Annotated in this window: 20 protein-coding genes and 1 tRNA gene; 11 read left to right on the top strand and 10 right to left on the bottom strand. The window is 61.5% G+C overall.

The annotated features are described in order from the left end of the window. Positions 1 to 47 precede the first annotated feature (47 nt). Positions 48 to 605 carry an HNH endonuclease gene (locus tag B5P46_RS12615; protein ID WP_003543279.1) on the top strand — a complete coding sequence of 186 codons (558 nt, stop codon included), beginning with the start codon at positions 48 to 50 and terminating at the stop codon, positions 603 to 605. Between the two features lie 38 nt (positions 606 to 643). On the opposite strand, the gene B5P46_RS12610 is transcribed toward B5P46_RS12615, so the two are convergent. Continuing rightward, entirely contained in the window at positions 644 to 1,159 is a 516-nt protein-coding gene (locus tag B5P46_RS12610; RefSeq protein ID WP_129418943.1) for a disulfide bond formation protein B, read from the bottom strand. 124 nt (positions 1,160 to 1,283) lie between these two features. Continuing rightward, a complete protein-coding gene (locus B5P46_RS12605) occupies positions 1,284 to 1,874 on the bottom strand; it encodes a YqaA family protein (RefSeq protein WP_065281419.1) in 591 nt (196 codons plus the stop codon). A gap of 197 nt (positions 1,875 to 2,071) precedes the next feature. Between B5P46_RS12605 and B5P46_RS12600 the strand changes: the two genes are divergently transcribed. Both B5P46_RS12600 and B5P46_RS12595 read left to right on the top strand, forming a co-directional pair. Then, positions 2,072 to 2,362, top strand: a complete 291-nt coding sequence (locus B5P46_RS12600; RefSeq protein ID WP_129418942.1) for a hypothetical protein — start codon at positions 2,072 to 2,074, stop codon at positions 2,360 to 2,362. A gap of 117 nt (positions 2,363 to 2,479) precedes the next feature. After that, positions 2,480 to 2,809 carry a hypothetical protein gene (locus tag B5P46_RS12595; RefSeq protein WP_129418941.1) on the top strand — a complete coding sequence of 110 codons (330 nt, stop codon included), beginning with the start codon at positions 2,480 to 2,482 and terminating at the stop codon, positions 2,807 to 2,809. A gap of 51 nt (positions 2,810 to 2,860) precedes the next feature. Here B5P46_RS12595 and B5P46_RS12590 read toward each other — a convergent pair whose 3' ends face one another. Beyond that, entirely contained in the window at positions 2,861 to 4,609 is a 1,749-nt protein-coding gene (locus B5P46_RS12590; protein WP_129418940.1) for a cation:proton antiporter, read from the bottom strand. Between the two features lie 214 nt (positions 4,610 to 4,823). Between B5P46_RS12590 and B5P46_RS12585 the strand changes: the two genes are divergently transcribed. Both B5P46_RS12585 and B5P46_RS12580 read left to right on the top strand, forming a co-directional pair. Beyond that, positions 4,824 to 5,108, top strand: coding sequence for a hypothetical protein (locus tag B5P46_RS12585; protein WP_129418939.1), 285 nt, complete (start codon positions 4,824 to 4,826; stop codon positions 5,106 to 5,108). 169 nt (positions 5,109 to 5,277) lie between these two features. Further along, positions 5,278 to 5,565: a hypothetical protein gene (locus B5P46_RS12580; RefSeq protein WP_003543268.1), complete on the top strand. Its 288-nt coding sequence runs from the start codon at positions 5,278 to 5,280 to the stop codon at positions 5,563 to 5,565. Positions 5,566 to 5,757: 192 nt separating this feature from the next. Here B5P46_RS12580 and B5P46_RS12575 read toward each other — a convergent pair. Further along, a tRNA-Leu gene (locus tag B5P46_RS12575) sits at positions 5,758 to 5,842 on the bottom strand. A gap of 124 nt (positions 5,843 to 5,966) precedes the next feature. Further along, positions 5,967 to 7,262: an MFS transporter gene (locus B5P46_RS12570; protein WP_129418938.1), complete on the bottom strand. Its 1,296-nt coding sequence runs from the start codon at positions 7,260 to 7,262 to the stop codon at positions 5,967 to 5,969. Positions 7,263 to 7,390: 128 nt separating this feature from the next. Between B5P46_RS12570 and B5P46_RS12565 the strand changes: the two genes are divergently transcribed. Continuing rightward, a complete protein-coding gene (locus B5P46_RS12565) occupies positions 7,391 to 7,990 on the top strand; it encodes a TetR/AcrR family transcriptional regulator (protein ID WP_129418937.1) in 600 nt (199 codons plus the stop codon). Here the strand turns inward: B5P46_RS12565 and B5P46_RS12560 are convergent. Both B5P46_RS12560 and B5P46_RS12555 read right to left on the bottom strand, forming a co-directional pair. Next, positions 7,971 to 8,768: a class I SAM-dependent methyltransferase gene (locus tag B5P46_RS12560; protein WP_129418936.1), complete on the bottom strand. Its 798-nt coding sequence runs from the start codon at positions 8,766 to 8,768 to the stop codon at positions 7,971 to 7,973. The two genes, B5P46_RS12565 and B5P46_RS12560, sit on opposite strands and share 20 nt — an antisense overlap. 179 nt (positions 8,769 to 8,947) lie before the next feature. After that, on the bottom strand, positions 8,948 to 9,928 hold the full coding sequence (locus tag B5P46_RS12555) for an aldo/keto reductase (RefSeq protein WP_129418935.1): 981 nt from the start codon (positions 9,926 to 9,928) through the stop codon (positions 8,948 to 8,950). 214 nt (positions 9,929 to 10,142) lie between these two features. Between B5P46_RS12555 and B5P46_RS12550 the strand changes: the two genes are divergently transcribed. Next, positions 10,143 to 11,774 carry an AMP-binding protein gene (locus B5P46_RS12550; RefSeq protein WP_129418934.1) on the top strand — a complete coding sequence of 544 codons (1,632 nt, stop codon included), beginning with the start codon at positions 10,143 to 10,145 and terminating at the stop codon, positions 11,772 to 11,774. Here B5P46_RS12550 and B5P46_RS12545 read toward each other — a convergent pair. The 3 genes from B5P46_RS12545 to secA all read right to left on the bottom strand — a co-directional run bounded on the left by B5P46_RS12545 (position 11,771) and on the right by secA (position 17,363). Beyond that, entirely contained in the window at positions 11,771 to 13,048 is a 1,278-nt protein-coding gene (locus tag B5P46_RS12545) for a GNAT family N-acetyltransferase (protein WP_129418933.1), read from the bottom strand. The two genes, B5P46_RS12550 and B5P46_RS12545, sit on opposite strands and share 4 nt — an antisense overlap. Further along, on the bottom strand, positions 13,049 to 14,464 hold the full coding sequence (locus B5P46_RS12540) for a lipopolysaccharide biosynthesis protein (RefSeq protein WP_129418932.1): 1,416 nt from the start codon (positions 14,462 to 14,464) through the stop codon (positions 13,049 to 13,051). 181 nt (positions 14,465 to 14,645) lie between these two features. Continuing rightward, positions 14,646 to 17,363 carry a preprotein translocase subunit SecA gene (gene secA / locus B5P46_RS12535; protein ID WP_129418931.1) on the bottom strand — a complete coding sequence of 906 codons (2,718 nt, stop codon included), beginning with the start codon at positions 17,361 to 17,363 and terminating at the stop codon, positions 14,646 to 14,648. A 246-nt stretch (positions 17,364 to 17,609) separates the two neighbouring features. Between secA and B5P46_RS12530 the strand changes: the two genes are divergently transcribed. From B5P46_RS12530 to mutT, 4 genes are all read left to right on the top strand, one after another. After that, the gene (locus B5P46_RS12530; RefSeq protein WP_129418930.1) at positions 17,610 to 18,491 is read left to right on the top strand and encodes a peptidylprolyl isomerase; all 882 of its coding nucleotides are present in this window, start codon (positions 17,610 to 17,612) and stop codon (positions 18,489 to 18,491) included. A gap of 226 nt (positions 18,492 to 18,717) precedes the next feature. Continuing rightward, positions 18,718 to 19,959 (top strand): bifunctional glutamate N-acetyltransferase/amino-acid acetyltransferase ArgJ, encoded by a 1,242-nt coding sequence (gene argJ, locus B5P46_RS12525; protein WP_129418929.1) that lies wholly within the window; start codon positions 18,718 to 18,720, stop codon positions 19,957 to 19,959. Beyond that, the gene (locus tag B5P46_RS12520; protein ID WP_129418928.1) at positions 19,940 to 20,746 is read left to right on the top strand and encodes a GNAT family N-acetyltransferase; all 807 of its coding nucleotides are present in this window, start codon (positions 19,940 to 19,942) and stop codon (positions 20,744 to 20,746) included. The genes argJ and B5P46_RS12520 overlap by 20 nt, the downstream gene beginning before the upstream one ends. After that, positions 20,743 to 21,156 (top strand): 8-oxo-dGTP diphosphatase MutT, encoded by a 414-nt coding sequence (gene mutT, locus B5P46_RS12515; RefSeq protein ID WP_011653687.1) that lies wholly within the window; start codon positions 20,743 to 20,745, stop codon positions 21,154 to 21,156. Before B5P46_RS12520 ends, mutT begins: the two co-directional genes overlap by 4 nt. Positions 21,157 to 21,279 lie beyond the last annotated feature (123 nt).

Here is a 21,279-nt window from a genome sequence, read left to right as displayed (position 1 = left end):
CCGGCCTAATATACAGGTGCAGATGCCGAATCGATCAGGAGAGTCCCTTGACGATTGCAGTCTCCCCACAGGCCCTGCCGGCGCTCGTCCTGAACGCTGACTACCGGCCACTGAGTTATTACCCCTTGTCGTTGTGGTCCTGGCAGGACGCGATCAAGGCGGTATTTCTCGACCGTGTGAACATCATTGCAGAGTATGAACATTCGGTTTCCTCGCCGAGCTTCTCGATGCGGCTTCCGAGTGTCGTGTGCCTGAAGACTTACGTTCAGCCGTCCCGCAATCCCGCTTTCACCCGGTTCAACGTCTTCCTGCGCGACCGGTTCGAATGCCAGTATTGCGGCGCCCATGACGATCTGACCTTCGACCACGTCATCCCGCGCGCCCATGGCGGCGAGACGACCTGGGAGAATGTCGTGGCAGCCTGCTCGCCCTGCAATCTGCGCAAAGGCAGCAAGCTTCCCAAACAGGCAGGCATGTTCCCGGCGCAGAAGCCCTACCAGCCGACGGTGCAGGATCTGCACAACAACGGCCGGCTGTTCCCGCCGAACTATCTGCATGAAAGCTGGCTCGACTATCTCTATTGGGATACCGAACTGCAGCCCTGATCGAGGACCTGCAGCCCTTCGAATGCTGGATAATTTTATCAGGCGGCCTTGCGAACGCCGACAAAGGCGAAAGCTGCGAGCAGGATTCCGGCAATCACGTTCCAGCCCGCAAAAGACAGGCCGAGCACGCGCAGCGCCGCATCGGTGCAGGACGGGCCCCTGATGGTGTTGAGCTCACCAAGCAGATCGCCGGCATTGGTCGTCATGCTGCTTGCCGTCGTCGAGCAGGTGGCCGGGCCGGGCCAGAAATGCCATTCGACACCGGCGTGATAAACACCCATGCCTGCCGTCACCAGCATCAGGATGCCGGCGGCGAGAATGAGCGCCCGGGTGATCCAGTTCGGCAGGCCGACGAGCTCGGAGATTGCGGCCAGGATCGCGATCGGGATAGCGTAATAATAGGGCTGCCGCTGCAACAGGCAGAGCGCACAGGGAATATAGCCGCCGATATACTGGAAGCCGAGCGCCGTGCCGACGGCCGCCGCCATGCCGGTGGCGAGCAATATGGAATAGACAAAGCCGGGGCGGGCGAGCGGCGAGGCAGTGGCAGGCATGGCGGAACTCCGCGAAGTTTGGCTTAGAGCAATTCCAGCAAAAGTGTGAAGCGGTTTTGCGTCCGGAATTGCGTAATATATAGTGAGAGAGCGTCTTCGTTATTCGAAGAAAAACGAAAATGCTCTAGTGAGCGAAAGAGCGGTAGCCGACATATAGCACGATCACCGTAGCGGCACCGATGCCAACGATCTGGCCGAGGCGCTTCTCGATGAAGTCACGGATCGGCTCGCCGTAGTGGCGCAGCAGCCATGCGAGGAAGAGGAAACGCGCGCCGCGTGCAATAATCGCCGAAACAATGAAAAGGCCCAGATTGACGTGAATGACGCCAGACAGGATCGTCACGATCTTGATCGGCGGCAGATGCGCAAGACCTGATGTGACAAGCAGCAGCAGGATCCACTCGTAGGTGACATAGGCCTTCATCTGCTCGAAGGCATCGAGCTTGCCGTAGAATTCGAGAACCGGCCGCGCCACCGTCTCATAGGCGTAAAAGCCGAGCGCCCAGCCGGCGATGCCGCCGAGTACGGAAGCGACGGTCGCGACCAGCGCGTAGCGATAGGAGCGTTCCGGCCTGGCAAGCGCCATTGGCAGGAACAGCACATCGGCGGGAACGAGAAAGACGGAGCTTTCGACGAAGGCGATGACGGCGAGCCAGATTTCGGCCGATTTGCGCGCGGCCAGAGACATGGTCCAGTCGTAAAGTCTGCGGAGCATTCCGTTTCCTTCCTGTTGCAGTGCAAAAGAGCTTTAGGGGCCGTGCGCGGCGCTGTAAATGCTCGTCCGTGTCCTTCGTGCCACCGCCGTCAAAAAATTTTCGTGATGCGGGGCGGCTGCGCCTCTCCCAAGATTTCACGGGATTGCGAATCGGCCATTCTGCGGCAAGCTGATTTAGGGTCGACGTGCAGGGTGGCATGAGAATGTTCAAAGTGATTGAAGGCGGCCGTGGGCGGGCCGTGCAAGTGGATGACCGGTCCGAGAAGGGGCGGGGACCGAGCAGAGACGACGTGCGCCGGGAAGCCGCGCGACGGATCGACGAGAGCGGTTATCATCTGTCCCGCATCCGGGAATTCGCGACCGGCGTGCCGATGCTGGCGTCTCTCAAACACTTGTCGCTGCAGATCGACTTCGCAGCCGAGGCGTTGTCGCGGCTCGACCCGATCCCGGAAGATTTCCGCGCCGACGGTTATTGGCCGGCGGGCTGAGGCAATCCCGCGACAGCGCCGCGCGTCTAGGGGATCAATCCCTAGGCCTGTCGGAACAACTATTTTCGCGCATGGTTTCTTTCTCATGATCAACAAAATCCCGAGGAGGATATTCCCATGCGGATGAAACTTGCTGCAGTCTCGCTGCTCGCCCTTGGCATGGCGACGGCAGCTTTCGCACAGAGCAACCCGCCGCAGGCTCCGACCAACAGCGGCGCCAATACGCCGAGTAGCTCAGAATATAACAGCACCGGCAACAGCGGCAGCGGCACGACGGTACCACTGGATCCCAATGCGACGAACAGCACGACGAACAATGGCTCCGCCAGTTCGATGAGCATGCCGATGAACAAGGCGAATTGCCCGGACCAGCCGAGCGGTGAGTCGCTTCAGACGCAAGGCGGCAATAGCGGCACGACGACCAGCGAAGCCTGCCCTGACAAGTAGTCCACTATTTGCCGAAACGCTGCAGCTCCGTCGGGAGCTGCGGCTTCCGTTTCAGGACAGGTCCATCGACTTTTCCCATTGCTGACGCAGGACGTTCATTTCCGTCCGCTTCTGAGCCATTTCGCTAACGGCGGCGCGCAGATGTGGGTGGTGCGACATGAACATGTTGAAGTCGCGCCGTTCGAGAACCTCGAACTGGCAGAAATCGACGGCAATGACGTCGGCGGTGCGCCGTGCGCCGGTCAGCAGTGCCATTTCTCCGAAGAAGGCTCCCGGCTCCAGGCGGATCGCGCCGCTGGCGAGCCGCACTTCCACCGCACCCGAAGAGATGAAATACATGCTGTCGCCGCGGTCGCCGCGGCGGATGACGCGTTCGCCGGGCGGCGCCGATTTCGCCTTGAAGAGCAGCAACAGCTCCTCTTGCGCGTCCTCGTTGACCTGGGAGAACAGCGGGAAAGTCTCGATCAGCTGCTGCATCTTCAGTTGATGCTGGCGCTCGCGCTCTTCGCCAAGCGCCCTGATCTTTTCCAGCTCCTTGCCGAGCGCCTTCTGCCTGCTCCTGCCGTAGCTTTCCCAGAGGGAGGGCCATTTCGAATGGATATATTTCTTCAGGCCGTCGGTTGCGAAGATCACGATCGGGTTGAGCGTGATCGACAGGATCGCGGCAGCCAGGATCAGATCCTGGCCCTCATGCGGCAGGAGGCCGAGTGAGACGCCGAGGCCGGCGAGGATGAAGGAAAATTCGCCGATCTGGGCGAGGCCGCCGGCCAATGTCAGTCCCATGCTGATCGGGTATCGCAGCAGGATGACGATGAGGAAGGTGATGATGCCCTTGCCGAGGATGACGAGCGCCAGCGCACCGATGACGGCCAGCGGCTGGCGCACCAGGATCGAGGGGTCGAAGAGCATGCCGACGGAGACGAAGAACAGCACGGAGAAGGCGTTCTGCAACGGCAGCGAGTCGGCCGCCGCCCTGTGGCTGAGCTGGGATTCGCTCATGACAACGCCGGCGAAAAATGCGCCGAGTGCAAAGGAGACGCCGAAGATCGCCGCCGAACCGAAGGCGATGCCGAGTGCGATCGCCAACACCGTCAGCGTAAAGAGTTCGCGCGAGCCGGTGCGGGCGATCATCGTCAGCAGCCAGGGCACGATGCGAGGGCCGAGGAAGATCGCCATGGCGGCGAAGGCCACAACCTTCAGCAGCGTCAGGCCGATCGTCAGCGCCAGCGGCAGGTCGCCGAGGCCGTGGTTGGTCGTATCGCTGGCGTTGCCACCCAGAAGCTCTGCGAGCGCCGGCAGCAGCACCAGTGCCAGCACCATCACCAGGTCCTCGACGATCAGCCAGCCGACCGCGACGCGTCCGCTTGCCGCGTTGACGAGATTGCGCTCCTCCAGCGCCTTCAAGAGTACGACGGTGCTCGCCACCGACAGGCTGAGGCCGAGGACGATGCCGGCGCCGAGGCTCCAGCCCCAGAGTTTGCAAAGGCCGATGCCCAAGAGGGTCGCGAGGATAATCCGTCCGATCGCGCCAGGCACGGCGATGCCGCGCACGGCGAGCAGGTCGGAGGCGGAAAAATGCAGGCCGACGCCGAACATCAAAAGAATGACGCCCATCTCGGCGAGCTGGCCGGCAAGGGCGGTATCGGCGACGAAGCCCGGCGTGAACGGCCCCATCAGGATGCCTGCCATCAGGTAGCCGACGAGCGGCGGCAGTCGAAGCCGGTCGGCGCCATAGCCCAGGATCGCCGCGAAAACGAAACTGACGGCGACCGTCGCGATAAGTCCTACTTCCTGATGCACGTCCGTCCTCTCTTGTGATAGCGGCGGCCACTTTGGACGAAGCGCAAGTAAAATTAAACAGTTGATTTGGGGGATGGGCTACTGTTTGAAGCCTTCGTTCTCAGTCCTGGCTAGCGCGGCGCAGACGTCGTCCGCGGCACGGTCGGGCCGTCACCGATGTTGGAACCAGTTGCGTCTTGTCTCGTTGCCCTTTCCTCAAGAAAGGAGAAACGACATGCGGAAGATCATCCTGAACTGTACTGTGGCGGCCCTTGCTGCCTGCTCGTTTGCAGCGCCTGCTCTTGCCGACAGCGTCTATGTCAGGGAGCGTTCCTATGACGACGGCTATCGCCATGAGCGGGTACGACCCGGCATTACCATCAGCGAACGCGGCGTCACTTTCGGTGCCGTGCGCGAACGTGAGCACCGCCGCTATCGCGATAATGGCTGCGAAACCAGGAGCGTCACCCGACAGACCGACGAAGGCGAGGTGACCAGGACGGTCCGGCGCTGCAATTAACGAAAAAATGCGCGATAAGGATGAAGCCCGGTTCCGACGTGCCGGGTTTTCGCCTTTTGTGGCACGAATATCTCAATGCGGTGGTGAAAGTCGTCTGTCGGTGTTATGAGCACGCCTTTGGTAAAAGCGCGTTCCCAGCGCAAACACCGCCCGCACAGGATCTTTTAGTATGATTGAGCTTACGCCGTCCCAGATCGCCGCACTTAAACTCGCCAGGGATGGAGACCTTTATCCTCAGCCAGCCAACAAATGGACGCACGAGAACGCGACAGTGACTTATGCAAAAACTGACCGGTGGAAAGAGCGGCCTCAGAAAATAAAATCGGTCACTGCCAAGACGCTGGGCGAGTTGAAGGAGCCGGGTTTTCTGGAGAGGCGGCACCTTGATGATGACGCGTCAAAAGACGTCTACGGCATCACGATGGCCGGCAAGATGTGGCTGTTGAAGAATAAGTAAGCTTCGCTTTGATGCGGAATTCGTTCCGGAGGGCCATCGGCCCTTTGAGGCCCAATGCATTTGAGATGATGGTGCAGCTAACCGGAGCATTATAGAACCGGTCCGCCTTCGTTCCTGACGGAACTACGGCGCGACAGCCTCCGCTTAGCTGCTCTCTTCGGCTTGCCAAGCCGAAGCTCACAGAGCGTAGGCTGGTGCCCCATGCCGGAGTCGAACCAGCACTTCTTTCGAAACTCGATTTTGAGTCGAGCGCGTCTACCAATTCCGCCAATGGGGCAACGGATACGAACGGGCGGCTGTCTAACATGCGAGCGCCCGGACGCGCAAGACGGGCAGACGAAGTTATCGGACTGATCCGGTAGAGAGATCCGGCCTCGCTCAAGGCCGGATCCTGTCTGATATCATTGGGCGGCGGCGGGTGCCGGGTTGCTCAGGCCGGACTTCTTCAGCGTAATTGCCAGGATCGAGGCCAGCAGGCAGAAGGCGCCGGCGACGAAGAAGGCGGGGAGGTAGCTCGAAAGCTCCGTGCGCGAGAGGCCGGCGCCATAGGCGGCGGTGGCGGCTCCCAGCTGATGTCCGGCAAAGACCCAGCCGAAGACGAGGCCGGTCTTTTCGGGGCCGAAGCGGTCGGCGGCGATCTTGACGGTCGGCGGCACGGTGGCAATCCAGTCGAGGCCGTAGAAGACGGCGAAGATTGAGAGGCCATAAAAGCTGAAGTCGCTGAAGGGCAGGTAGAGCAGCGAGAGGCCGCGCAGGCCGTAATACCAGAAGAGCAGCCAGCGATTATCAAAGCGATCGGACAGCCAGCCGGAACCGATGGTGCCGAAGAAATCGAAGATACCCATAACGGCCAGCACACTGGCGGCGGCCACCGGCACGATGCCGAAATCGCCGCAAAGGGTGACGAAATGGGTTTGGATCAGACCGTTGGTGCTGAGGCCGCAGATGAAGAAGGTGGCAAAGAGGATCCAGAAGGTCGAGGTCTTCGAGATTTCCTTAAGCACGGTGATCGGCGTCATCAGCGCGACGCCAAGCGAGGTGCTTGCCGGTGGCGGCGTCACCTGCGTCTCACCGAAGGAGGGCAGGTTGAGGTCGGCCGGACGGTCGCGCATGAAGGCAAGCACGGCAAGGGCTGCGACCATGATCATGGCACAGACGAAAAACACCGTCGAGCGCCAGCCGTAGCGTTCCGTTAGCTCCGCCATCAGCGGCAGGAAGACGAGCTGGCCGGTGGCCGAGCTTGCCGAGAGCATGCCGACGACGAGGCCGCGGTGCTTGGTGAACCAGCGGGAAGAGACGGTCGCGGCGAGCACCATGGCCGTCAGACCCGTGCCGAAACCAACGACGATGCCCCAGAGCAGCAGCAGTTGCCACAGCGTCGTCATGAACAGCGAACCGACGAAGCCCGCGCCGATCAGGGCGAGCGCGAAGACGATGACCTTGCGCACGCCGAAATAATTCATGAAGGCGGCGGCAAACGGACCCATGAAGCCGAACAGGATCAGGCGGATCGCAAGGGCCGAGGAAATCTGTGAGGTTTCCCAGCCGAATTCGTCCTGCAGCGGCTTGATGAGCACGCCAGGTGCGCCCATGGCGCCGGCGGTGACCAGCATGGTGAGGAAGGTCGCGGCAACGACGACCCAGCCGTAATGGATGTTGCGCCGGGCGAGGGTGGAGGCGAGGGCTGTGGAAACCATGGGCAAGATTCCGTTTAAATTCAGGTTCTGGAGGATACTGGACCGATTTACATGATGACCATCATATTTCTTGCGTATTGATGATGGACGTCATATATTTTGTCAAGCGACTATTTCTGGAGACGACAATGCGGGTCAGCCGCGAAAAATTTGCCGAAAACCGCGAAAAGATCCTGAGCGTTGCCGGCGTGCTTTTCCGTGAAAACGGTTTCGACGGGGTCGGCGTTGCCGACATCATGAAAGCGGCGGGGCTGACGCATGGCGGCTTCTACGGTCATTTCGGTTCGAAGGACGACCTGGCGCTTGAGGTCAGCCGCAAGCTGATCGACAAGGTCGAGACGCGCTGGAAGGAACATATTGCTGAATCGCCGGACCGACCGCTGGCAGCGCTTCTCGACCATTATATCCACTGGCGCACGGTTGACGACCCGGGCGGCAGCTGCGTCTTCGCAACGCTGATCCAGGAAGTGAGCCGCAGCCGCGGCGCGGTCCGCGCGGTCTTTAGCGATGGTCTGTCCGTGCTGGTCGATACGCTCGCCGATATCGTTCCCGGCGAAACGGAAGAGCAGCGCCGCGCCAATGCGACGACGACGCTTTCATCGATGATGGGCGCTGTCATTCTTGCCCGTGCGGTCGAAGACAGGGCGCTTGCCGAGCAGTTTTTGGTGACGATGCGCCGGCAGCTCGATCCTGAAGCCAGAAATAATCTCAGTCGCGAAAGGCGATGAGCGCGTTGCTCTCGACGATCTCGGTGAACTTCCCCTCCGGCGAGAGCGCGGCGAGTTCGCTTCGCAGCGCCTGCTCGAATTCCATCATCCCGTCGCCGAGCGCGTGTGGCGAGGTGACGGACATGGAGAAGGCGCGGCCGACGATCTCATCGGCATTGATCACCCTCTCAGTGACGGCGCCGATGCGTTCGAGGTTGCGGAAGGTCGAGCGCAGCAGAAATTCCTCGTGCTTTATCCAATCCGGCCCATGGTGAAACTGCCGGTCGGTCCGCATCCGCTCCGGTGAAAAGGTCTCAGACACACTCTCAATCGCCTCGCGCCAGGCAGGCGAAGAAGAAATGTGCCGGTCGCCGAAAAGAACGACCGCTCCGCCAGGTTCGGTCAGTGTGTCCAGCGTCGACAACGTGGCGGCGCGATCCATCCAATGGAACGAGCGACCCATGGCTGTCATCTTCAGCGGCCCGAAGGAAGGGCCGAGGTCATAGGATGAAGCGAGAACGAACCTCGCGTCGACTCCGGCCGCGATGGCATCTTCTCGCGCGGCGTCGAGCATTTCAGGTTCAGGATCGAGGCCGGTGACATCGGCGAGGGCGAGGCGTGCGAAGGCGATGCCGATCTGGCCCGGGCCGCAACCGAGATCGAGCACACGATCGCCGGGCTGAAGGTCAATCCTAGCGACCACGCGCTCGATCAGCTTGTCGGGATAGGGAACGCGGAAACGGCTGTAATAAGCGGCGGTGGTGCGGAAGCGGCGGGGCTCGAAAGGAATGGTGGTCATGGCGAACGATTCCTCGATGTCTAAGAACATTCGCTAGGGCCGAATCATGACTGCCTTGTGATGACTTGTGCCCGAGACATTCGCTTGACCGATGGAAGAAGAAGGAGGGGCAGCCGAACGATGATGCGGTCCCAGCCCCCACGAGTGAGGAGAGCCGGGAGAGCGGCGGCAACCGCTGCTTACTTGAAGCCGGCGATGGCGTGCGGGATGTAGGGTGCTTCCAGTGCCGCGATTTCCTCGGCGGTAAGCTTGACCGAGAGCGAGGCAACGGCGTCCGTGAGGTGGTTCGGTTTGGACGCGCCGATAATCGGGGCGGTCACCGCACTCTTCTGCAGAATCCAGGCGGTTGCGACCTGGGCGCGGGAGATGTTGCGGGCCTTGGCGATTTCGGCCACGGCCCCGACGATCTTGCGGTCGGCATCGATGGACTGCGTGTAGAGCGTCTTGCCGAATTCGTCGGTTTCGCTGCGCGCCGTCGTCTCGTCCCAGTCGCGGGTCAGGCGGCCACGGGCAAGCGGGCTCCAGGGGATGACGGCGATCTTTTGATCCTCGCAGAGCGGCAGCATTTCGCGCTCTTCTTCACGGTAGAGCAGGTTCAGGTGGTCCTGCATGCTGACGAATTCGGTCCAGCCGTTCAGCCGGGAGACGTAGAGCGCCTTGGCGAATTGCCAAGCATACATGGAGGAGGCGCCGATATAACGGGCCTTGCCCGATTTGACGACGTCGTGCAACGCTTCCAGCGTTTCCTCGATCGGCGTCGTATAGTCGAAGCGGTGGATCTGGTAGAGATCGACATAATCGGTGCCGAGACGACGCAGACTGTTGTCGATCTCGTCGAAGATCGCCTTGCGCGACAGGCCGGCGCCGTTCGGGCCCGGTCGCATGCGGTTGAACACCTTGGTCGCCAGCACGATGTCCTCGCGTTTGGCGAAGTCTTTTATGGCCCGGCCGACGATCTCCTCTGATGAACCATTGGAATAGGTGTTGGCGGTGTCGAGGAAATTGATGCCGAGATCGATCGCCTGCTTGATCATCGTCCGGCTTTCTTCTTCCCGCAGGCTCCAGGCATGATTGCCGCGGCCGGGATCGCCGAAGGTCATGCAGCCCAAGCAGATCTTCGACACTTCGAGACCGGTCTTCCCAAATTTTGTGTATTCCATGAAACGACTCCGTGATGAATTTGATAACCCCAGACGGCCTTCCATGATTTAGCGCGAGATGGCCAAAGTCGCAGGGCGGCAAATGAAGAATCTATGCTGCATGCGCACAATGATCCGTGATCCAAGCCGCGCTCGTCATTGCCGCTTCTGGCTTCAGCTTGCACATCCGCGCTGCAAGGTGTTAGCTGATGCAGCATTTTACCGGAATCCGACCATGCAACTGCCGTCCCACGATCGCTACGACGATCTTTATCGCGATTTCTCCTGGCGGATTCCGGAGGATTTCAATATCGGCCGCGCCGTCAGCGACGACTGGGCCGCGAAAGATCCGGAGCGCGTCTGCCTCGAGCATTTCAGCCCCGACGGCGATCACCGCGTGATGACCTATCGCGCGCTCGCCGATCGTTCCTCAGCCTTTGCAAATGCGCTCGTTTCACTTGATATCAAACGCGGCGATCGCGTCGCGCTGCTATTGCCGCAATCCTTCGAAACGGTGATCGCACATGTGGCGATCTACAAGACCGGCGCGATCGCGCTACCACTGGCGCTGCTTTTCGGCGTCGAGGCGCTGGAATACCGGCTGAAGACAGCAGGTGCAGCGGCCGTCGTCACCAATGGCTTCGGTCTCGAACGCATCCGGCAGATCCGCGATCGCCTGCCGATGCTGAAACATGTCATCAGCATCGACGGGGCGAGTGCCGATGCGACTGCTTTCGCCGAACTGGTGGACGGCCATCCCCCTGTCTTCGACATCGCGAAAACCGGTCCGGACGACCCGGCGCTGATGATCTTCACTTCGGGAACGACGGGGCCACCCAAGGGCGCGTTGCATGGCCATCGCGTCCTGCCCGGCCATATTCCCGGCATGCAGTTCGCCCATGAGGGTTTTCCGCGGCCGGGAGATAAGGTCTGGACGCCGTCCGACTGGGCCTGGGCCGGCGGGCTGCTCAACGCGCTGCTGCCAAGCCTACTGCTCGGTGTTCCCGTCGTTTCGTCGCCGGCGCAGAAATTCGATGCCGGCATGGCCTATCGCATCATGGCCGAAATGAAGGTGCGCAATGCCTTCATTCCTCCGACGGCGCTAAGGCTGATGAGATCCGTTGCCGATCCGCGCTCGAAATATGATCTGGTGCTGCGCACCATCGGCTCGGCCGGGGAGGCGCTCGGGCGCGAGACCTATGAATGGGCGCGGCATGTGCTCGGCATCACCGTCAACGAATTCTACGGCCAGACGGAGTGCAATTTCGTGCTCGCTTCGAGTGCGGCCTATGGCGTCACCAAAGCGGGCGCCATCGGATGGGCGGTGCCCGGGCATCGCGTCGCGATTGTCAGCGAGACGGGTGACGAATTGCCCGTCGGTGAACCGGGCCAGATCGCCATCGCCAGTCCCGATCCTGTCATGTTCCTCGGCTACTGGGATGACACGGTAGCGACGGAACGAAAATTCGCCAAGGGCTGGCTGCTCACCGGCGATATCGGCCGGCAGGACGCCGAGGGCTATGTGACCTTCGAAGGCCGCGACGACGACGTCATCACCTCGTCGGGATATCGCATCGGCCCGGCCGAGATCGAGGACTGCCTGATCGGCCATCCCGCCGTGCAGCTTGCCGCCGCCGTCGGCAAACCCGATACCGTGCGCACCGAAATCGTCAAGGCCTATATCGTGCTTTCACCTGGCCATCATCCGAGCGAGGCGCTGGCCGCCGACATAAGGGAATGGGTGAAGACGCGGCTTTCGATGCACGAATATCCGCGCGAAGTGGAATTCATCGATGCATTGCCGCTGACCACCACCGGCAAGGTGATCCGCCGGCTGCTGCGCGAAAGAGCGGCGGCTGAAGGTTAGCCCCGGCCGGCAAGCGACATGATCTTCTCCCGCAGCATTTTCGCCATATTGCGGGTGCTGCGGTACATGTGAAGTTGGGCGGTGACCTGGCGCATGTCGCGGTCGCTGTTCTGCGTCAGGCCGATCACCAGCGTTCCCATCTCCTCGCGCTCCTGCCAGAAGCGGCTCATGATCGGATGATCCGAGACGGCGCAGGAATCGGAGCGGACGATATTGGCGTCGTCGAGATGCCATTCGGTGAGTTCGCTCATCAGCAGCTTGCCCGGCGAATAGCGGGCATAGTTTTCGTCGTAGGCGGTCTTCCAGGTATAGGCCTCGCCGCCCATCATCAGCACGACGATGGCGGCGATCGCCTTGCCGTTGAGGTCGATCGTATGGATGCGCACGGCGTCGACGGCGGCAAGATTCGACACCGCCTCGCGGGCGAAGGCCGTATGATAACGATCGGTGACGAGAGCGCTTCGCCGCTTGCCCTTCCAGCCGCCGGCTTCCATCGCCAGGAATTCCTCAAAGCGGATATGGATTTCGCGCGGTTGCCGGGCGACGGTATAGACCGCTGTTCCCTTTTCCTCCAGCAGGCGCCACTGGCGGCGCATTTCGCGCATATGCGAGGAGGAGATGGTTTTGCCGAGATAGGCCGGCGCCTCTTCCTCGCTCTGCAGCATCGGGCGCAGGTAGGGATTGGTAACGGTGACAGGAAGATTGCGGCTCAGCGCCACGGCCTTGACCATGCGCACGAAGATACCGTTCAATCTGAGATCCGGCAGGACCAGTATGCCGGGCAGATTGAGATCACGCGCGGTCAGCCCCTCGAAGAGGTTGTCGAGGGTTTCGGCGGCATCCTCGCCATCGACGAGCGGCGTGCCGAGCGGACCGAAACTGTTCGACCAGCCGCGGATGATCGAGGGGCCGACGGCGAAGCCCGGCTTGTCGACCGAAAACGGCAAGAGGAAGCGCATGCGGCTGCGGCCGGCATTGTGATCGCGGATCAGGGCGAAGTTCACCTGCCGGTCTTCGAGCCGCGGCATGGCGGGGGCGAGGAAGCGGCCGGAGAAAAAGACGTTCGGTTCCATCGCCCGGTTGGAGAGGAAATCGAGCTCATCCTGAAGCTCATAGCCGAGCTTGCCGGGATAAAGGCAGAGCTCGCGTCCCGGCCGGCCGATCTCGGCGCGAGCCTCGGCCTGCGGCGCTTCGAAATGCAGCGCTGCGAGATCATGCACCATGCGGTTTGCGGCGCTGTGGGTGCTTTCGGTAACGGGGGGAACACGCACCATCTATCGAACTCTCATTTCTGGCGTTGCGGCGGAGGGGCTGGCGAAGGCGAAAAGAACGATGCCGAGCGTGCGGCGCACGGCGACATGCAGCAGAATTGCCTCGACGGCCATGGCGGAGGCCGTGGCGATCGCCGTGCCTTCGATGCCGTAATGCGGGATCAAAGCGAGGTTGAGGCCGACATTGGCCGTCAGTGCGCCGGCATAGAGCGCGACGCAGAGGTTCTGCTTGCCTGCCATCATCAGCAGCGTTTCGGCCGGGCCGACCAGCGACTTGGCGAGGATGCCGGCGAGCAGGATCGCCATGACCAGATAACCTGATGTGAAGGCGCCGCCGAAGAGCGACAGCAGCAGATGACCGGCCGCAAGCACGACAAGGCCGACCCCGAGCGCCGGCCAGAAGGTCCAGCGGGCGGCGTCGATGGCAGCGGCTGCCAGCTGGGCGTGGTCGCCTTCGGCGATGATCGAGGAAAAGCGCGGGCCGGAGGCCGCCTTGACCGAGAAATTGATGAAATGCACCAGTGCCATCGTTTTGGCGGCGGCGAAGTAGATGGCAACATCGTGCGGCTCGAGGAAGATACCGACGACGACGACGTCGGAATTGGTCAGGAGGAAGCTCACGCCCTCGATCAGGAAAATCGGAAAGGCGACGCTGAACCAGGCGAGGAAATCGACCTTGCGCGGGCCGTCATCATAATGCCGGCGAAGGCGGTAGAGCGTTGCGGCATACTGGCCGAGAGCGGTGACGAAGGTCGCGACGAGCGCTGCCTGCATCGCGGTGACGGCTGTGTGTTCGGCGCCGATGGCAATCGCGATCAGCATGAAGAGGATGATGAGGATCGGGCGGACGATATAGACCGGGCTCAGTGCCATCACCGGCCAATGGTTTGCCCGTGACGTGCCTTCGAGAATGTCGCCGAGCGCGATCATCGGCATGGCGAGCAGGCCGATGAAGATTGGGACGAGATAATAGACCTGGATCATATCGCCGAAGAAATGCAGCCCGAGCATGCCAGCGGCGAGCACCGCCGTGCCGGACAGCAGCGCAAAGATGCGCGCCGTGCCGGTCAGGCCGCGGATTTCCTCGAAAGCACCCGCTGCCCTGTATTGCGGCAGGAAGCGGACGATCGCGGTATGGAAACCGAGGCATGAGAGATCGCCGAAGACGACGACCAGCACCCAGACGAAAACGAAGATACCGTATTCATATTCGCCCATCAGCCGGGCGAGCACGATCTGGGAGACGAAGGCGAGTGCTGCGCTGAGGACACGGATCGAAAAGGCCGTCAGCGCCATGCGCTGGGCGGCCGCCCTCTCACCGCGTTCGGTGAGCACGGCAGCAAGCAAACGCAGCGTGCGGCCGCCGATCGGGCGCAGGCCCGCGGGCAGCATCTTTTCCGCTGTTTCTATGACCGCCATGATGAACACGCAAAACTCTGAGGTCAGGCAAATCGCCCCTGAAGTCTTGACAGAACAGGGTTAAGAAACGGTTCCGGATCGGGTCTGCCGTCCGACTCTGAAATTCCGGCTCTCCGGCATTGCCGCAGAAAAGAAAATGCCGCCCGGAGGCGGCATTTTCGCGGATCTTTGAGGGCTTGCCTCAGACCTGTTCGAAGGCGCCGTGGCAGTGCTTGTATTTCTTGCCGGAGCCGCAGGGGCAGGTCTCGTTGCGGCCGACCTTGCCCCAGGTGGCTGGGTCAGCCGGGTTGCGGTTTTCAGGAGAAACGATGACTTCCGATGCCTGGTAGATCGCCGGGGCGAAATCGTCCTCGCCGGTGGTCGGATCCAGGTGATGGGCCTGCATCAGCGGCGGTTCAGGCTCGGCAGGGGCCTGCTGCACCAGTTCGACGCGCATCAGCTGGGCGGTGACGGCCTCGCGCAGATTGTTGAGCAGCGCCGTGAAGAGCTCGAAGGCCTCCGACTTGTATTCCTGCAGCGGATCGCGCTGGGCATAGCCGCGGAAGCCGATGACGGAGCGCAGATGGTCGAGGTTGACGATGTGCTCGCGCCAGAGATGATCGAGCGTCTGCATGACGATCGAGCGTTCGACATAATGCATGATGTCGTCGCCGAAACGCTCGGCCTTTTCCGTGAAGGCCGCATTGGCGGCTTCCGTCAGGCGCTCACGGATGTCGTCCTCGCCGATGCCTTCTTCCTTCACCCAGTCCTCGACCGGCAGGTCGAGATTGAGGATGTTCAAAGCGCCGGTCTTCAGGCCGGCGGCATCCCATTGTTCGGCATAGGCGCGCTCGGGGATATGCTTTTCGACCATGTCCTCGATGACCTCACGGCGCATGTCGGAAACGGTCTCGGAAATATTGGTCGATTCCATCAGTTCGAGGCGCTGCTCGAAGACCACCTTGCGCTGATCGTTGAGAACGTCATCATACTTCAGGAGGTTCTTGCGGATGTCGAAGTTGCGGGCTTCGACCTTCTTCTGGGCGCGCTCAAGGGCCTTGTTGATCCAGGGATGGACGATCGCCTCGCCCTCCTTGAGGCCGAGCTTGGTCAGCATGCTGTCCATGCGGTCGGAGCCGAAGATGCGCATCAGGTCGTCCTGAAGCGAGAGGTAGAACTTCGAGCGGCCGGGGTCGCCCTGACGGCCGGAGCGGCCGCGCAGCTGGTTGTCGATGCGGCGGCTTTCATGGCGTTCGGTAGCGATGACGTAGAGGCCGCCGGCTTCGAGCGCCTTCTGCTTGAGTTCCTTGATCTCCTCGATGATCGCCTGGATCCGGGCGTCACGCTCCGGACCGGCTTCGACTTCGCCGAGCTCGCGCTCGATGCGCATGTCGAGGTTGCCGCCGAGCTGGATGTCGGTGCCGCGGCCGGCCATGTTGGTGGCGATGGTGATGGCACCCGGCACGCCGGCCTGAGCGACGATATAGGCTTCCTGCTCGTGGTAGCGGGCGTTCAGCACCTTGAAGTCGTCGAAGCCCTGCTTGCGCAGGCGCTCGGCAAGCAGTTCCGATTTCTCGATCGAGGTGGTGCCGACCAGCACCGGCTGGCCGCGCTTGTGGGCGTCGAGGATCTCCTCGATGATCGCCTTGAACTTCTCGTCGAAGGTCCGGTAGACCTCGTCGTCCTCGTCGAGGCGCTTGATCGGCAGGTTGGTCGGGACCTCGATGACATCGAGATTGTAGATATTGGCGAATTCTTCCGCTTCCGTCTGCGCCGTACCGGTCATGCCGGCGAGCTTGTCGTACATGCGGAAGTAGTTCTGGAAGGTGATCGAGGCCAGCGTCTGGTTTTCCGGCTGGATCTGCACCTTTTCCTTGGCTTCGAGCGCCTGGTGCTGGCCTTCCGAATAGCGGCGGCCCGGCATCATGCGGCCGGTGAACTCGTCGATGATGACGACTTCGTCGTTGCGGACGATATAGTCCTTGTCGCGCTGGAAGAGCTTGTGGGCCTTCAGCGCGTTGTTGACGTGGTGGACGATCGCAACGTTCTCGATGTCGTAGAGCGCGTTGCCCTTCAAGAGGCCGGCCTGGCGGAGCAGGTTTTCCAGCTTCTCGGTGCCCTCTTCGGAGAAGTTGGCCGAGCGCTGCTTCTCGTCGATCTCGTAATCGCTGGGCGCCAGCAGCGGGATGTAGGCGTCGATCGTATTATAGAGTTCGGAGCGGTCGTCGAGCGGACCGGAGATGATCAGCGGCGTGCGCGCCTCGTCGACGAGGATCGAGTCCACTTCGTCGACGATTGCGAAGTTGTGGCCGCGCTGAACCATCTGGTTCTTCTCGTATTTCATGTTATCGCGCAGATAATCGAAGCCGAGTTCGTTGTTGGTGGCGTAAGTGATGTCGCAGGCATAGGCCGCGTGGCGTTCCTCATCGGAAAGGCCGTGGACGATGACGCCGGTGGTCATGCCGAGGAAGCCGTAAACGCGGCCCATGGTGGCGGCATCGCGCTGGGCGAGGTAATCGTTGACGGTGACGACGTGCACGCCCTTGCCGGAAAGCGCGTTCAGATAGACCGGCAGGGTGGCGACGAGGGTCTTGCCTTCGCCGGTCTTCATCTCGGCGATCGCATTCGAATGCAGGATCATGCCGCCGACCAGCTGTACGTCAAAAGGTCGCAGGCCGAGAACGCGGCGCGAGGCTTCGCGCACGACGGCAAAGGCCGGGATCAGAATGTCGTCGAGCGTCTTGCCCTCGGCGAGCAGGGCGCGAAACTCCACGGTCTTTGCCGCGAGCTGCTCGTCCGTCAGGGCCTTCGTCTTCTCTTCGATAGAGTTGATGGCAGTGACGTTCGGCTGGTAGGACCGCACGCGGCGGTCGTTGGAAGACCCAAATAACTTGCGGGCTATACCGCCAAAGCTGACCATATGACTGGCCCTTTCTCAATATTCATCCCCGGCGTTTCTTGTTCGCGGCCCAGCCGAAAATCAGGCGCGCGCCTTAAAACGCCCGGAAACTGTTCTGGACGCGAGGTTGCGTGACAGATAAGAGGGGGGTCGAATGATGTCAACGGATTTGGCGGATACAGAAAGGCCACAATCCGGTGTTGATGGCTATTTTGAGCTGGATTCAGGGGATGCTGAAACCGGCGATGTAACTGTGAAGGGTATTTCATGTTGAGCACCAACAAACTTGCCGTTCTGGCGTTTGCAACTTTTGTTGCGCTCCAGGCCCCGGCCTATGCCGATGACGCCGTCATCGCCAAGGTCGGCACCCTGGAGATCCACCAGTCGGAACTCGACCTCGCCGTCGCTAATCTCGACCCTCAGCTGGCGCAGCTTCCCGATGACCAGAAGAAGGTCGCAGCCCTTTCCGCCGCCATTGACGTGAAGCTGCTTGCCGCCGACGCTGCGACCGAGAAGCTCGATCAGACCGACGAATTCAAGAAGCGCATGCAGTATCTCTCCGACCGCGAGCTTCACAATGCCTATTTCAAGAAGCATGTCGTCGACATCGTGACGCCTGACGAAGTCAAGGCCCGCTACGACAAGGAAGTCGCCGCCCTGCCGAAGCAGGAGGAAGTCCACGCCCGTCATATCCTCGTCAAGACCGAGGACGAAGCCAAGGACATCATCAAGCAACTCGACGCCGGCAAGGATTTCGCCGAACTCGCCAAGGAAAAGTCCACCGATCCGAACAAGTCGGAAGGCGGCGATCTCGGCTATTTCTCGCGCGGCCGCATGGTCAAGGAATTCGAAGACGCAGCCTTTGCGCTTGAGAAGGGCACCTATTCCAAGACGCCGGTTAAGACCGATTTCGGCTTCCACGTCATCAAGGTCGAAGATAAGCGCGACGCTCCGCCGCCGCCCTTCGAGCAGGTTCAGGATCAGGTTCGTCAGCTCGTCATGCGCGACAAGTATCTTGAGCTTCTGAACAAGGCGAAGGCCTCTGCCAAGATCGAGATCGTGGACGAGACGCTGCGCAAGGGTTACGACCAGGCCAACAAGCAGCCGGAGCCGAGCAGCGAGCCCGTCGCCCCGGCACCGAAGCAGTAATTTCGCATCAGGGCCCGGTTCTTCCGGGCCCTTCATTAGATCCGGATGATTAGGGCCTGATCGACCTGAAATCTGAATCCGGGTCTAAATCAAAAAGCAGAGCATGATGTCGTCCGAAAACCGCTGACACTTTTCGGCATCATGCTCCGGCATCGTTTGTTGTCGCATTTCCGGACGGCGAACCGGTTTCCATTTCGCCTGGAAATGCTCATTGGCAGGTCTCATCATGTCCGGTTCCGTCTCTCCGCTCGCTCCGAAGTCCTTCGTCTCGATGCCACCGCTGCGCGGCGTGCGCATGGCGACGGCTTCCGCCGGCATCAAGTACAAGAACCGTACCGACGTGCTGATGATGGTTTTCGACAGACCGGCGGCCGTTGCGGGCGTTTTTACCCGCTCTAAGTGCCCGTCGGCGCCGGTCGATTTCTGCCGGGCCAATCTCCCCCATGGCAGCGCCCGCGCCGTCGTCGTCAACTCAGGCAATGCCAATGCTTTCACCGGCCTGAAGGGCCGCCAGGCGACCGCACTGACGGCGAAGTCGGCTGCGGCTGCCGTCGGCTGCGCCGAAAACGAGGTCTATCTGGCCTCGACCGGCGTCATCGGCGAGCCGCTCGATGCCACCAAATTCGCAGACGTTCTGGATCGGATGCAGGTTGAAGCGACCGGCGATTGCTGGTTCGAGGCCGCCAAGGCGATCATGACGACCGACACCTATCCGAAGGTTTCGACCCGCAGCGCCGAGGTCGGCGGCGTGGCCGTGACGATCAACGGTATCGCCAAGGGCGCCGGCATGATCGCGCCTGATATGGCGACGATGCTTTCCTTCGTCGTCACCGATGCCGACATTGCGCCTGCCGCGCTGCAGGCGCTTCTGTCCGACGGCGTCGGCCCGACCTTCAATTCCATGACCGTCGACAGCGACACCTCCACTTCCGATACGCTGATGCTGTTTGCAACGGGCGCCGCAGCCGAGGACGGCCATGCTCGCATCGAGCGCGCCGACGACCCGCGCCTTGCCGCCTTCCGGGCCGCACTCAACGAAGTGCTGAAGGATTTGTCGCTGCAGGTGGTGCGGGACGGCGAGGGTGCCACCAAGATGCTCGAAATCACCGTGACAGGTGCCGAGAGCGATGCCGCCGCCAAGCGCATCGCGCTGTCGATCGCCAATTCGCCGCTGGTCAAGACGGCGGCCGCCGGCGAAGACGCCAACTGGGGCCGTATCGTCATGGCCGTCGGCAAATCCGGCGAGATGGCCGACCGCGACCGGCTCGCCATCTGGTTCGGCGATATCAGGGTCGCCGTCAATGGCGAGCGTGATCCCGATTATTCCGAGGCGGCGGCCTCGGACGTCATGAAGGCGCAGGATATCCCCGTCAAAGTCGATATCGGGCTGGGTGCCGGCACGGCAACCGTCTGGACCTGCGACCTCACCAAGGAATATGTTGCGATCAATGGCGACTATCGGAGCTGATCGTTCATTGGCGCAGGCATCCATTTCCTCACACAATCTGCCGCTGGTGCGCAGGCTGGAGGCCGTCGGCTTCCGCGCCTGGCCGGCGGCATCCGTGCAATATGACGGCAGCTGGCAGGTGCGGCTGACGGCCGGCCACCCGTCCAACCGGCTGAATTCGATCGTGCCGCTCGATCCCTCGGATCATCGCGACGTTGAAATCCGCCTGGAAAAAGCGAGCCGGAAGTTCGAGGCCTATGGCCGCGCCGCCGTGGTCCGTCAGACGCCGCTTGCCTCGCCGGTGCTGATCGAACTTCTGCGCGCCCAGAACTGGACGCGCTTCGACGAGACGGTGGTGATGACTTGCGACCTTGCCGAGGCGGAGCTGCCGGATACGCTCGATCACCTGCCGACCCATGATGTCGGCCGTTTCGTCGACGCCAACCTTGCTGTCGACCGAGCGGCGCCGACGCTGAAGCCGGCGCTTGCCGAAATCATTTCGGCGATCAAGCCGCCATCCGGCCTGTTCATGATCGAGAACGCGGCGGACGGCCCGCTTGCGACCGTGCTCTGTGTCCAGGACAACGACCTCGCCGGCATCATGTCGCTTTCGGTGTCCGAGGCGCGCCGGCGTGAGGGGCTCGGCACCGAGATCCTGACCTCGGCGCTGCGCTGGGCGCGCATGCGCAGCGCCCGTTCGGCCTGGCTGCAGGTGAAGCTGTCCAACCGTCCGGCCATCGCACTCTATGAGCGCCTCGGTTTTCGCAACGCCTATCATTATTGCTATTGGCAAAGGGAGCCGCGATGAGCGAGGCGGGCCGGAAGATATTGCTGGTCGCCGCCTGTGCGCTGATCGATGCCGATGGGCGTATCTTGTTGGCACAGCGCCCCGAGGGAAAGTCGCTAGCCGGGCTCTGGGAGTTTCCCGGCGGCAAGGTCGAGCCGGGTGAGACGCCGGAGGAAACGCTGGTGCGCGAGCTCGAGGAAGAGCTCGGCATCCACACCAAGATCGCCTGCCTTGCGCCACTGACCTTTGCCAGCCACTCCTACGAGACCTTCCACCTTTTGATGCCGCTTTATATCTGCCGGCGCTATGAGGGCATTCCCCAGGGCCGCGAGGGCCAGGCGCTGAAATGGGTGCGCCCGCAGGCGCTGCGCGATTATCCGATGCCGCCGGCCGACGAGCCGCTCATCCCGATGTTGCAGGATTTACTTTAGCATTGTCTGATTATTATTGTGCCACACCGTTTTCGGCTGTGGATATTAATGGATCGTTTAACACCTTCTGCCAAAGATCGGCCTCAATCAAGCATCTGGCGTGCGTGTATTAAAAGGCTTGAC

The organism is Rhizobium leguminosarum (assembly GCF_004123835.1).
In the GTDB taxonomy this organism is placed as follows: Bacteria; Pseudomonadota; Alphaproteobacteria; order Rhizobiales; family Rhizobiaceae; genus Rhizobium; species Rhizobium leguminosarum_M.
Note: the sequence above shows the minus strand (reverse complement) of the source record. Positions and strands in the feature narration are given on the sequence as shown.